Here is a 13048-nt window from a genome sequence, read left to right as displayed (position 1 = left end):
TTTTGTTTCTGTATCCTCATCGCTTTCATTTCAACGTCGATGCAACTTCAGCATCCGCCTCTGTCTTAGCATCACGGCACATTGCAATTAGCCGATACAGGTCAACGTGTTCGCTGCGCGTGGTACGGTGACTTTCTTGGCGCGGATACAGTTACGACCGCTACTTTTGGCTTCATACAAGGCTTCATCGGCCAAGGCGTAAATACTGTCTGTTGTATGATGAGCAACATTTTCCAGTGAAATCACCCCAATAGATACCGTCACCAAATCACCGGAAAACGAGCCGCCATGAGCTATCCCCAGCCGTTCAACCGCTGTTCGGCATTGTCTTGCCACCACTTCGCCGTTGTTGGTATTAGGTAATATCACGCCGAATTCTTCCCCGCCTACCCGCGCTAACATGTCAGCAGGCCGCCGTAATACCCGCTCTAACTCACCAGCGACGAGTTTCAAACAACGGTCTCCGGCCTGATGCCCGTAGGTATCATTGAACGCTTTAAAATGATCAATATCTATCAATAACAGTGCCAGTGGCTTGTCCTCACGGTAAGCACGGCTAAATTCTTTGTGTAATGTCTCATCAAAAAATCGGCGATTCGCCACACCTAATAACGTATCCATACGCGTCAAACGCACCAGGCTTTTATTTTGTTCAGCAAGCTGCTGATTATTTTCCCCAAGCTGATTCCACTGCAATACATGGCGTTGCATCACGCGCCAACCATAACCAGACAGCCCAACAAAGCCGAATAAGATTGCACCGAATACATAAAAGGAATAAGCCGTACGCCGCTGTTCAAAATAATGAGCGGTTGGGGTCGCTTCCATGACCCATTCTCGCCCACCCTTGGCCAGTACGGTACGGGACACACGCTCTGATGGCTCTGGCAATAAAACAAACTCCCCCTCCAAAGCCAACGCGCTCAAGTAAAACTGTGTCGACGACGAAGCAGTGCGCGACGAAGCAGTGCGATCACCTAAACCAAATAACAGTGAGGTCGCCTCATTGGCCTGAAGATCAGCAATTCCCAAATGCATTTGTGCAAAAGACGACAGCGGGAACCACGGCGCAATCATCTCATCAATATGCCAATAGCCGACAATAAAGCCTCGCAGGGCCTGGCGACGTTCCATCCTTGTAACGGGTTGCACCTGATCATACACAGGAACCACCACCTGCACCGTTCCTTGGGTATTCGGTAAGACATCACGCTCAATACGTTCCGAGAGTTGCCATTGGCCGGTATCACGGGCTTGATTGAGCATACGTCGCTGCACCGCATTCGCACCGAAGTCGTAACCTAGTGCGGTGAGATTGTCAGTGCGAGAGGCGATATGCTGTAACGGAAAATAATCAGCCCGCTCTGTCGCGTTAACCAACTCATCACTGGCGACCCGTTCAACAATACGGTACTCAGGCATTAGGAAAGCCTGTGCCGATTCATGAGCATAACGCTGTGCGGCGGGGATCCACGGTACCCACCCCACGGACTGTAATGAGGGATAGCGCGTTAAGAGGGATTGGGCTTGGCCGGAAAAAGCCTCACGATCGGGCATGCCCTGATATTCAACAATCAGTTTTAAGTGATGTAGCGCGGCGAACTTCTCTTCAATGTATAGCGACAGTGCCTGCGCTTGCTTATCGACATCTCGTTCAAAGTCACGCTGAATTTGGGTGGTCTCAAGTTGATAAAACACTCGAAATAACCAGCACGCCAATATCACCCCGATGGTGACAGCGCTGACTGTGACGATGTACAGTCGGCGTATCATGTGATTCCTATGCTTAACGATTGATGCCCTAAGTAAAGACGACCTTCTTGGGAATTCAACTCGTTGCGTAACTTTCCCTTTGAAACTCGATTTATTTCACAGAACGAATGATATCCCATGAGCAACTTTAAGACATGAATATGTATTCATCACACTGCTATGGCATCCAGATAAGAAAAAGAGCGCCGAAGCGCTCTTACAAGTAACGGTCTATCATCGTCTTTGTGTCGAGGTTATACCGCTTTTGCTTGCCACTGCTTACGCAGTTGTTTTGCTGCTTCCACCATATTGGTGAGTGCCGCTTCTGTTTCTTCCCAGTTACGGGTTTTCAGGCCACAGTCCGGGTTAATCCACAAACGCTCCGCCGGTACCAATGTTTCAGCTTTCTCGATCAATGCCACTACGTGATCAACCGTTGGAATATTCGGTGAATGGATATCGTAAACACCCGGGCCAATCTCGTTCGGGTACGCAAACTCTTCAAATGCTTTGAGCAATTCCATGTCTGAACGTGACGTTTCAATGGTGATCACATCCGCATCCAACGCCGCAACAGACTGAATAATATCGTTGAATTCGCTGTAACACATATGGGTATGAATCTGCGTTTCTGACTCGGCACTCGCCGCTGAAATCTTAAAGGCTTTCACCGCCCAATCCAGGTACGTTTGCCACTCGCTGGCTTTCAATGGCAGCCCTTCACGGATCGCTGGCTCATCAATCTGAATCACCTTAATGCCTTTGTCTTGCAAGTCAGCCACTTCATCACGCAGTGCCAGTGCAATCTGGTTGGCAATGGCTTCGCGGGTCAAATCTTCACGCGGGAATGTCCAGCCCAGGATAGTCACAGGGCCTGTCAGCATGCCTTTCACGGTTTTATTCGTCAGTGACTGGGCGTAATGCGTCCACTCGACGGTCATTGGCGTGGCACGGTAAATATCAGACACAATCACTGCTGGCTTCACACAGCGAGAACCGTAACTCTGTACCCAACCAAAGCGGGTCACCGCAAAACCTTCCAACAACTCTGCGAAGTATTCCACCATGTCGTTACGCTCTGGCTCACCGTGTACTAACACATCCAGATCCAAACGCTGCTGGCGCTCAATCGCATCCGCGATATGGCCTTTCATTGCAGTGGTGTAATCCTGCTCCGACAAACGGCCCGCTTTGAAATCACGGCGCTGAGTACGGATCTCATTGGTTTGCGGGAATGAGCCAATGGTGGTGGTTGGCAACAGTGGCAACCCGAGAGATTCACGCTGTACTCGGGCACGCTCGGCGTATGGCAATTGACGCTCTGCCAACGCATCCGTGATCGCTGCCGTACGTTCACGTACTGCCGGGTTGTTCACCAAGTCACTGGTTGCACGGGCTTTAATTGGCGCACTGTAACGGGCACATTCGTCAATGGCCGTTTGGTCACCATCCAATGCTTTCGCCAGCAAAGTCACCTCACGACACTTCTGCTTGGCAAACGCCAGCCACTCACGCACGGTCGGATCCAGCTCGGTTTCCAGCTCCAAGTCAATCGGTGTATGCAGTAAAGAACATGACGTCCCTACCCACAGACGATCACCCAATTGGGCTTTCACGGGTGCCAGACGTGCCAGCTGTGCACTCAAATCCGCACGCCATACATTGCGCCCATTGATCACCCCTGCTGACAGCACCCAATGCTGAGGAAGGGCGGCCACGACCTCCTCCAATTGTTGAGGCGCGGTAGACAGGTCAACATGCAGACCGTCTACTTTCAGCTCAACAATTTTATCCAGGTGGTGAGTAATATGATCAAAATACGTGGTCAGTAGCAGCTTCGGTCCGCCTTGGATCACTTGGTAAGCAATCTTAAACGCATCACGCCATGCTTTTGGCAGCTCCAGCGCCAGAACAGGCTCATCAATTTGTACCCATTGCACACCCAATTTCTGTAGCTTGGTCAGGATCTGCTGATAAGCAACCAACAGACGTGGCAACAATGACAAACGGTCAAAGCCAGTTTCTTTTCCGAGTTCTTCTTTTTCTTTACCCAGCCAGAGATAGGACACAGGCCCCACCAGCACAGGTTTTACGTCTTTGCCGCTGTCCTTGGCTTCCGCCACTTCTTCAAACAGTTGCTGCCAACTGACGTTGAATTCATCATCCGCACTGAATTCCGGCACGATGTAGTGATAATTAGTATTAAACCATTTGGTCATGTCAGATGCCGCACAGGCACAGCCCGTTGGCGCTTTACCACGGGCAACACGGAACAAGGTGTCCAGATCCGGGAAACCGTGACGATGACGCTTTGGCAAGTGACCCAGCAGCATGCTGGTACCCAGTACATGGTCATACCAAGCAAAATCACCGGCAGAGACAAAATCCAGCCCGGCTTCAGCCTGATCGCCCCAGTGGCGCAGACGCAGTTCATGACCCACTGCTTTCAGTTCCTGCTGGCTGATTTCACCACGCCAGTATTTCTCTTGTGCAAATTTTAATTCACGTTGGCTACCGACACGCGGGTAACCCAAAATGTGTGTTGTTGTCGTCATCGTCGCTTATCCCTGTCATTCATTAACCGTGTTGATGGGATGTACAATGAAGCAACGTCTGATGATGAGCAATTTCTAATGCTTAATGTTTAACATGAGCATTTTTCATACAAGATCGCAAACTTTCCCCTATTACCGAATAACAAACCAGAATACAAACATTTAGCCATCCAGATGTTTACACATCCGTATTTACACTCCGCCGTTTTATCAGTACAGTTGAGGCTTGGCAGGACGCCACATCAACGTAAATAGGGATAGAGAGACAGATTTTGATTGAAATAAAGCATCTAAAAACATTGACGGTATTGCGGGAAACCGGCTCATTGACGGCGACGGCAAACACCTTGTGCCTCACTCAATCTGCCCTGTCTCATCAGTTAAAAGATTTAGAAATGCGTTTAGGCAGCCAACTGTTTTTGCGCAAAACCCGCCCGGTAAAATTTACGGCGGAAGGTGAGGTATTGCTGCGTTTGGCTGATGATGTGATCCCACGTTTGGCCAAAGCCGAACACGAACTGGCCAGTTTAAAAGAAGACACCAATGGCCGCTTACACATGGCGATTGAATGCCATTCCTGTTTCCAGTGGCTGATGCCCGCCCTTAAGGAATACCAAATCCACTGGCCAAGCGTGACGCTTGATTTCTCTTCAGGCTTTGGGTTCGAGCCCCTGCCCGCCCTCAGTGCCGGTGAACTGGATTTGGTGATCACCTCTGACATTCAGCCCCGCAATGAAGTCCACTTTGAGCCATTGTTTGATTTTGAAATGCGCTTGATTGTGTCACCGCAATCACCTTTGGCCAGCAAAGCGGTGATCACGCCAGAAGATTTGGCAGATCAAACCATGATGAGCTATCCGGTACAGAAAAACCGCTTAGATGTGGTGAAGCATTTCTTGCAACCGGCGGGGATTGAACCGGCCCATTGGAAACAAGCCGATAATACCTTAATGCTAATTCAGATGGTGTCGGCAGGATTGGGGGTGGCCGCATTGCCTAACTGGGCAGTGTATGATTTCGCCCGACAAGGACTCGTGGTCAGTAAACCGTTAGGGGAAGGATTATGGCGACGTTTGTTTGCCGCAATTCGCTCCTCCGAGCGTGAACGGCATTACCTGTCGGCGTTTTTTGCAACGGCCAAACAGCAATGTCAGCATCATTTAGAAGGTATTAAGGCTGCATAATGGGGTAACATCTGCAGCCTTAATAAAGTTATTTGAATTGATTGTTGATAGGGTCGTAATGGTAACCCATTGACTCCATCTTCTCGTTCAATTCATCAAAATCAAGCTCGTAACGGCTCACTAACTCTTCAACCGTGTTACATTCAAGGCGGAGTCGTTCATTCACAATACCCAGAACGATGTTGCCGTCCATGCCCAATAGATTGCTGATCTCCATGCCGACCTCCTGTTAACGTAATGTTACTCAGTAAGCATAGACAGTATCATCCGGAAAGAAAAAGCAGCCCATCACACTTTCGGCATTCTAATTCGCGCTTGAATAGATGATGAATGTGCGTTTACAGGCTCATCATAAGTACTGTTTCAAAGTACGCCGAACCCACCAACAATGCCGCCGCTGCCAGCAACTGCCAGCGGTTCACGGTTTTGCTGGTCAGCAAGTGCATCGCCCACACCAACAATGCCGCGACCAAGCACACTAATGCCGCAATAATGGTGCTTACCAGCGCTTGTACTTCCGCTTCACCCAACTGAGACGCCATCCACAGCACACACAGTACGCTCACCATCGCACTGGCAATACCGGTAAATGGCAACAAACGATGAAATGCCTGCAAACGGCTACGTGCTTGGGTCAACAGCAGTTGCGCCAATAGCGCACCAAATAACGGAATCGCCGCCAAGCTTAACGCCGCAGCGGGCAAAGGCAGGCTTGCCGCCATCATGATCCACACTACCGCAGCCAACCCCGTTGCGGCATAAAATACCTTCAATGGGCCTGCATCACGGGTTTTGCCGGTTTTTACTTTCATGGTGAAGTACGCCAACGCCAACAATGGCAATACCGCCAACGGTTGTGCCACAGTCGCCAACAACCAACCCACCAGCAATACCGGCAGTGTTTTATGGACTCGGCCACGCTGACCCGGGCAGATCTCCCCTTTTGTCAGTACTAACGTCAACACAAGCTGTGCGCCAAGCAGCGCGGGGATCAAAAAGGGTAAACCTACGTTCATAGAAATGATCTTAAAAAATGCGAAAAGAAAAAGAGCGGCGATAATACCAATTCCCTTGTTTGATACCAAATAGCACCCGCATTTTCGCGACCTTCATCATTGGCAATCCACCCTGACAATCAACATACCCGACGACAGTGCGTGTTTCACCACCATCCACCCTACAAGAAAGCAGCAAACCGCTCACCATTCGCTCACCACAGCATTAAACGCACATAAATGAAAACAAAAATGCTCGAACGCGCATTTTGAGCCTTTGATCACCAAATGCTCGGCGATTAAATGGCATATTGCTGACCATATTGAAAAGGAAGACACCCTTTCCTGATCCACGAACCAAACAATAAGCGAAAACGAACATGAATAGTTGGTTTGAAACAGATGTTGTGATTATCGGCGGCGGCGCGACGGGAACAGGCATCATGCGTGACTGTGCACTGCGAGGGATCCGCTGTATTCTCGTTGAAAAAGACGATTTAGCCTCAGGCACGACTGGACGCAACCACGGCCTACTTCACTCTGGCGCACGTTATGCGGTGACCGATCAGGAATCGGCCAAAGAATGTATTCAAGAAAACCGTATTCTGAAAAACATTGCCCGTCACTGTGTGGAAGACACGCAGGGCTTATTCATTTCCCTGCCAGACGATGATTTGGACTTTCAGAAAACCTTCATCACAGCCTGCCAGCAGGCTGATATCAATGTGGAACAGTTAAGCCCGCAGGACGCCCTACGCCTGGAGCCAAACTGTAACCCTGCCCTGATCGGTGCGGTAAAGGTTCCTGATGGCACCTTAGACCCGTTCCGTTTGTCCGCATCGAACGTGATTGATGCGGTCGAGCATGGCGCGAAACTGTTTAACCACACCCATGTAACTGGCTTGATCCGCGAAGGCGACAAAGTCCTCGGTGTGCACTGTCTGGATTTAAAGACCGGTCAACGCATTGAAATTCGCGCCCAGCAAGTGGTGAACGCAGCAGGGATTTGGGGACAACAAATCTGTGAATACGGCGATTTGTCTATCAAGATGTTCCCGGCCAAAGGCTCACTGCTGATTCTGGATTACCGTATCAACAATTTGGTGATCAACCGTTGTCGTAAGCCGTCTGACGCCGACATTCTTGTACCGGGTGACACCATTTCACTTATCGGTACCACTTCTGAGCGTATCGACTACGACAAGATTGACGATCTACACGTAACCAGCAAAGAAATCGACATTTTATTGGAAGAAGGCACCAAATTAGCGCCAATTATGGCCAATACCCGCGTATTGCGTGCCTATGCGGGTGTCCGTCCGCTAGTCGCTGTGGATGGCGATACCAGTGGCCGAAACATCAGCCGAGGCATTGTGCTGCTGGATCATGCTGAGCGTGATGGGCTGGACGGCTTTGTCACCATCACTGGCGGTAAATTGATGACCTACCGCATGATGGCTGAGTGGACCACTGATTTAGTGGCGAAAAAACTGGGCAATACCCAGCCTTGTATCACCCATGAAAAACCGCTGCCGGGTTCTGAACAAGCTAAACCGAAAAAAGCACCGACAGCCAGCTTGGCAAAACCTGTGTATCAATCCGCCCTATACCGTCACGGTGAGCGCGCAGAGAAGTTCCTGAGCAACGACAAGAAAAGTCAGGCGGTGATCTGTGAATGTGAAATGGTGACCTGTGGCGAAGTGGAATACGCCATCAAGGATCTGGACGTACACAACCTGGTGGATCTGCGCCGCCGTACCCGTATCGGTATGGGCCCGTGTCAGGGTGAGCTTTGCTCATACCGTGCTGCCGGTTTGTTCTCCGAATACGGCAAGAAAACCGGTAACCAAGCCAGCCACCTGTTAGAAGAATTTTTGGAAGAGCGCTGGAAAGGGATCAAACCGGTCTTTTGGGGTGATGCCCTGCGCGAAGGGGAATTCACTTACTGGATTTATGAAGGCCTGTTTGGCGTCAGCGATCTACCGGAACAAGCAACCACATCAGCAACAGACGAGGAAACAGCATGAAATTTGATAGCATTATCATCGGTGGCGGTGTCGCCGGTCTCAGCTGTGCCATTCGTTGTGTAGAAAGTGGCATGAAAACCGCTGTGATCACTGCCGGTCAAAGCGCCATGCACTTTTCGTCTGGCTCTATTGATGTATTAAGCCGTTTGCCTAATGGAGAGAGTGTCTCTACTCCGTTTGATGCCTTCCCAGCCCTTGCAGAGCAGTGTCCACAGCATCCGTACAGCAAGATCGGTGTGAATGCCTGTCGCCAAGCCCTTGCTTGGTATCAGGGCATGATGGAAGAGTCCGGGGTATTTCTTACCGCACAAGCGGATGAATCGAACCATTATCGTGTCACGCCAATGGGTACCTTCCGCTCAACCTGGCTGTCACAGCAAACGGTCCATCAGTTCCCGATGCATGCCTTGGCGGATGGCCTCAGCACCATTGCCTTGGTCACCGTCGATGGTTTCCGTGACTTCCAGCCACAGTTGGCTGCCAGCAACCTAGCTGCCTTAGAAGCATTCCGCGATGTAAAAATCAAAACCGCTAACGTGGAATTGCCGGATTTTGAAACCATGCAGCGTAACCCATGTGAGTTCCGCTCCATTGATATCTCACGCGTACTGAAAGACGAAACCAAACTGCATGCGTTTGCGAAATCGCTGATCAAACAAGTGGGTAAAGCCGACTTGGTGATCCTACCTGCGATTTTCGGCAACGGTGATGGCGCTGCCACCATCAAGCTGCTGGAAGGACTGACAGGCTTCTCGATTTGTGAAATCCCGACCATGCCACCATCATTGCTGGGGATCCGTCTGGAAGACACCATGAAGTCGCACTTCAAACAACTAGGCGGCCTGCTATTGACCGGTGATGAAGTGCTGGGCGGCGATATTGAACAAGGCCAACTGAAGCGTATTTACACCCGTCACCATGAGGACATTCCTTTGGTGGCAGAGCACTTCCTGATCGCCAGCGGCAGCTTTTTCAGCAAAGGCCTGAAAGCAGAACGCCACACCGTGAGTGAACCGATTTTCGGTCTGGATATTACGGATACTCCGCACCGTGATCACTGGTATCAGCCACAGTTTTTCAGCCCGAACAGCCATCCGTTCATGAAAATGGGCGTGGCCTGTAACGACACATTGAATCCAACCATTCGTGGTGAAGCCATTACCAACCTCTACTGTGCCGGTGCCATTTTGGCGCACTACGATCCGGTTCATGAAGGTTCAGGATCCGGCGTGGCGATCTCTACCGGTCACTATGTGGCAGACAAAATGATCCGCGCACAGCAACAACAGCAACAGCAACAGCCGAACACAGACAGTAAGACACAAGAAAGGACACACGCATGAGCCTTATCAAAAAAGACACCAGCTTCGATCAATGCATCAAATGTACCGTGTGTACTGTCTACTGTCCGGTCGCCAAAGCCAATCCACACTATCCGGGGCCAAAACAGTGCGGGCCGGATGGCGAACGTCTGCGCATTAAAAGCCCTGAGTTTTATGATGAAACCCTGAAGCTGTGCACCAACTGTAAGCGTTGTGAAACGGCCTGTCCGTCTGGGGTAAAAATCGGTGACATGATCGCCGTGGCCCGTGACGAGCACGCCAAGCTGCCCATGAACATCAAAACCATCCGTGACTTTGTACTGAGCCACACGGACATGATGGGCTCCATGGCCACGCCGTTTGCCCCTATCGTGAATACCATTACCGGGCTTAAGCCGGTCAAAACCCTGATGCACAAAACCATTGGGGTGCATGATCACAAGAGCTTGCCGAAGTACTCTCACGGCACGTTCCGTCGCTGGTACAAACAAAACTGCACCAGCCAAGCCTTGTACCCAAAACAAGTACACTACTTCCACGGCTGTTACGTGAACTACAACCACCCACAGCTGGGCAAAGATTTTGTCAAAGTGATGAATGCGATGAGCTTTGGGGTGCAACTGCTGGATAAAGAGAAATGCTGTGGCGTGCCCCTGATCGCCAACGGCTTCTTTGATAAAGCAAAGAAGAATGCCCGTTTGAACGTGAAGAACTTCTCGGCCGCGATTGAAAAATACGACAGCCAGATTGTTTCGACCTCTTCAACCTGTTCATTTACGCTGAAAGAGGAATACCCGAACGTCCTGAAAGTGGATAACAGTGGCGTGGCCGATCGCATCGAATACGTGACCCGTTTCTTGTTGAAGCAGTTCATGAACGGTAACGCGCCGAAGATGAAGCCGATCAACAAAAAAGTGGTCTACCACACACCGTGTCACCTAGAGCGTACCGGCGGCAGCTTGTACACCATTGAACTGCTGAAGATGATACCGGGCCTGGAAGTGACAGTGCTGGACAGCCAATGTTGTGGCCTTGCCGGTACCTACGGCTTTAAGACTGAAAACTACGAGACGTCGATGGCGATTGGTAACGATCTGTTTAAGCAAATCAACCGTGCCAAAGCCGATTTTGCCATTACAGACTGTGAAACCTGTAAGTGGCAAATTGAAGAAAACACTGATTTGGAAACCATCCACCCAGTGTCACTGCTGGCGATGGCATTGGCCTGATAGCCTCTTTTCGCTGACAACGAATACAAACCTTTCATCGCTCGATTTATCGCTACGTACTATTAGCGACAAAGCCATTCATCACGGTAAGGCACCGAGATGAATGGCTTTTTTCTTCTCTATCTGTGTCAATGTGAGAATGACAGCGTTAAGGCTTCAGGTTGTCGGCCATGGTCTCTGTTAACACGTTATCCGGATCGCCCGATAACTCCCACACAAACATCCCGGCATATTTATTCTGCTTCACCCAATCGGCTTTGGCTTTTATCGAGCGCATATCTTCATAAGTGATGAACACTTTTTTCTTCGGATGCCATAAGAACGGTGCATGCGCTTTCTCGTCATAGCCATTCTGATACCCTTCCTTCACCGTGTAGTTGCGCACCAAATCCCAATACATGAAATAACCCGGCTCTTTCGGATCCGTGCCAAAGGTAGCCCCTTTTTCGGAAACCAAATCTGACGCCAGTGTTTCACCATCAAAGCCTTTTGTGCCTTCCCAGCCACGTCCGTAATATGCCGCCCCGACAACCAACTTCTCTTTCGGAATGCCCAGTGCGACCATTTTTTCCACAAACACATCAGTGCCCATGCCCCACCAGCCATCCGGTGTGGCATGCAGGTTCGTCAAATGGCCCGTCTGCTGCCCCCACCCGCCCAGATAGTCATAGGTCATGGCAAACATGTTATTCATCAGAGGGGAAACCGCAGCCCAGTCGATACCTTCCGCCTTCGCACCGACACCTACCGCCGTGGATAGCTCGTATTCACGTTGCGTTTTGGCTGACAGCGTATCCAACTCTGCCCGTAAAGATTTCACCAAATGGGTAAAGGCCGCTTTTTCACTGGCTTTTTGTGCATCTGACAACTTGGTTTCAGGATTCCAAGGTGAGGTCGTCAAGCCGCCCCCGCCCGGGTACTCCCAATCCAGATCAATGCCATCAAAGAAATCATACTTGGCAATCAGCTCAACAGCAGTACGGGCAAAATGCTCAATGGCCGCGTTGTCTTTTGCCATCGCATGGAAAGGTTCCGACATGGTCCAGCCACCAAACGACGGTAAGATACGCACATTCGGATATTTGGCTTTCAGATCTTTGAGTTGGGCGAAATGTCCTCGGTAATCGACGTTGGCGTTGACTGGACCAAAATCCAGTTCCAGCGCCGCTTCTTGATCGACAACGATTGCCGTAAATGGCTTTTTCCCTTCACAGGCGTCTTCCACCTGTTGTTGTACTTTCTTACTCGCGCCATCATGGGGCCCACACATGCTCAAAAAGGCGTAGATAATATGGCTCAGCTTGTCCGCCGGAATATCATCCACGGTATAAGGATTTTGTTCATTATCGTATTGCCAGTCAGCAAAATACCCCGCCACAACCGGCGGCGAATTCGTACTGCCTTTCGCCATCGCAGAGGGAGCCAAGATGAGTGGGGCGATAGACATCGCGGCAACTGCCAGTGATACAGCCGTTTTCATGACGCTTTCCTTCTCGTCGTTATTATTGCACTGGCCTCACCTGTTCAACTGCCAACCATCGGTAATCAGGCCAACCAGCAATGGGTCTGGCGGGATGCCTTCGCTTTACCTGCGAACACATCACCAAACGTCGCCAGTGTAGCGGCAAACATGCTGCTTTTTTGTTCACATTTCGCAATTCCATTCACGCTGCCAATCCGAACCCTCAAATTGCGACACGCTATGCCGTTATTAAGTGATGAGAAAATAGTTACATGGCGAACTGTGATAATACGCAACAAGTCGTATAACCGGATGCCATTGTTACACGATGTAAAGCTATTTAACCCCTTCGCTACACAAGTCATGCTTTCTTGCCATAGGTTGCACACAGTGCCATATCATACTTTCAACCCATTGAGACAAAAATGCACAATTAATCACCAAAAACACCAATTAACCAATCACATACAAAGTTGATTAACTCTTTTTTCATTCCTGTCGCACAAGCCTAACAGGCTGCAA

General features: G+C 50.1%; 10 protein-coding genes. 4 read left to right on the top strand and 6 right to left on the bottom strand.

What is annotated here, in order from left to right; genetic code table 11:
* Positions 1-87: 87 nt before the first annotated feature.
* Both ABT58_RS00885 and metE read right to left on the bottom strand, forming a co-directional pair.
* Positions 88-1773 carry a diguanylate cyclase domain-containing protein gene (locus tag ABT58_RS00885; RefSeq protein ID WP_047872454.1) on the bottom strand — a complete coding sequence of 562 codons (1686 nt, stop codon included), beginning with the start codon at positions 1771-1773 and terminating at the stop codon, positions 88-90.
* Between the two features lie 233 nt (positions 1774-2006).
* Positions 2007-4307 (bottom strand): 5-methyltetrahydropteroyltriglutamate--homocysteine S-methyltransferase, encoded by a 2301-nt coding sequence (gene metE / locus ABT58_RS00880; protein ID WP_047872453.1) that lies wholly within the window; start codon positions 4305-4307, stop codon positions 2007-2009.
* 272 nt (positions 4308-4579) lie between these two features.
* Between metE and metR the strand changes: the two genes are divergently transcribed.
* Complete coding sequence (gene metR / locus ABT58_RS00875) at positions 4580-5491, top strand: HTH-type transcriptional regulator MetR (protein ID WP_047872452.1); 912 nt, start codon at positions 4580-4582, stop codon at positions 5489-5491.
* 28 nt (positions 5492-5519) lie between these two features.
* Here the strand turns inward: metR and ABT58_RS00870 are convergent, their stop codons facing one another.
* Both ABT58_RS00870 and ABT58_RS00865 read right to left on the bottom strand, forming a co-directional pair.
* Positions 5520-5708: a DUF4250 domain-containing protein gene (locus tag ABT58_RS00870; protein WP_047872451.1), complete on the bottom strand. Its 189-nt coding sequence runs from the start codon at positions 5706-5708 to the stop codon at positions 5520-5522.
* 121 nt (positions 5709-5829) lie between these two features.
* Positions 5830-6507: a hypothetical protein gene (locus ABT58_RS00865; protein ID WP_047872450.1), complete on the bottom strand. Its 678-nt coding sequence runs from the start codon at positions 6505-6507 to the stop codon at positions 5830-5832.
* A 359-nt stretch (positions 6508-6866) separates the two neighbouring features.
* Between ABT58_RS00865 and glpA the strand changes: the two genes are divergently transcribed.
* Genes glpA through glpC form a run of 3 tightly spaced genes read left to right on the top strand, consistent with a single transcriptional unit; the run spans position 6867 to position 11064 of the window.
* Positions 6867-8513 (top strand): anaerobic glycerol-3-phosphate dehydrogenase subunit A, encoded by a 1647-nt coding sequence (gene glpA / locus ABT58_RS00860; RefSeq protein WP_047872449.1) that lies wholly within the window; start codon positions 6867-6869, stop codon positions 8511-8513.
* Positions 8510-9856: a glycerol-3-phosphate dehydrogenase subunit GlpB gene (gene glpB, locus ABT58_RS00855; RefSeq protein WP_047872448.1), complete on the top strand. Its 1347-nt coding sequence runs from the start codon at positions 8510-8512 to the stop codon at positions 9854-9856. Before glpA ends, glpB begins: the two co-directional genes overlap by 4 nt.
* The gene (gene glpC / locus ABT58_RS00850) at positions 9853-11064 is read left to right on the top strand and encodes an anaerobic glycerol-3-phosphate dehydrogenase subunit GlpC (protein ID WP_047872447.1); all 1212 of its coding nucleotides are present in this window, start codon (positions 9853-9855) and stop codon (positions 11062-11064) included. Before glpB ends, glpC begins: the two co-directional genes overlap by 4 nt.
* Before the next feature lie 148 nt (positions 11065-11212).
* Here the strand turns inward: glpC and ABT58_RS00845 are convergent, their stop codons facing one another.
* Together ABT58_RS00845 and ABT58_RS24455 are read right to left on the bottom strand one after the other, a co-directional pair.
* Entirely contained in the window at positions 11213-12544 is a 1332-nt protein-coding gene (locus tag ABT58_RS00845) for a glycoside hydrolase family 18 protein (RefSeq protein WP_047872446.1), read from the bottom strand.
* Between the two features lie 65 nt (positions 12545-12609).
* Positions 12610-12732, bottom strand: a complete 123-nt coding sequence (locus ABT58_RS24455) for a hypothetical protein (RefSeq protein ID WP_268248423.1) — start codon at positions 12730-12732, stop codon at positions 12610-12612.
* Between the last annotated feature and the right edge of the window lie 316 nt (positions 12733-13048).

The organism is Photobacterium aphoticum, from assembly GCF_001029435.1.
Taxonomy (GTDB): Bacteria; Pseudomonadota; Gammaproteobacteria; order Enterobacterales; family Vibrionaceae; genus Photobacterium; species Photobacterium aphoticum.
Note: the sequence above shows the minus strand (reverse complement) of the source record. Positions and strands in the feature narration are given on the sequence as shown.

Coding starts and splice junctions, on each gene's coding strand:
- ABT58_RS00885 (WP_047872454.1), bottom strand. CDS start 1,773: ATGATACGCCGACTGTACATCGTCACAGTCAGCGCTGTCACCATCGGG.
- metE (WP_047872453.1), bottom strand. CDS start 4,307: ATGACGACAACAACACACATTTTGGGTTACCCGCGTGTCGGTAGCCAA.
- ABT58_RS00870 (WP_047872451.1), bottom strand. CDS start 5,708: ATGGAGATCAGCAATCTATTGGGCATGGACGGCAACATCGTTCTGGGT.
- ABT58_RS00865 (WP_047872450.1), bottom strand. CDS start 6,507: ATGAACGTAGGTTTACCCTTTTTGATCCCCGCGCTGCTTGGCGCACAG.
- glpA (WP_047872449.1), top strand. CDS start 6,867: ATGAATAGTTGGTTTGAAACAGATGTTGTGATTATCGGCGGCGGCGCG.
- glpB (WP_047872448.1), top strand. CDS start 8,510: ATGAAATTTGATAGCATTATCATCGGTGGCGGTGTCGCCGGTCTCAGC.
- glpC (WP_047872447.1), top strand. CDS start 9,853: ATGAGCCTTATCAAAAAAGACACCAGCTTCGATCAATGCATCAAATGT.
- ABT58_RS00845 (WP_047872446.1), bottom strand. CDS start 12,544: ATGAAAACGGCTGTATCACTGGCAGTTGCCGCGATGTCTATCGCCCCA.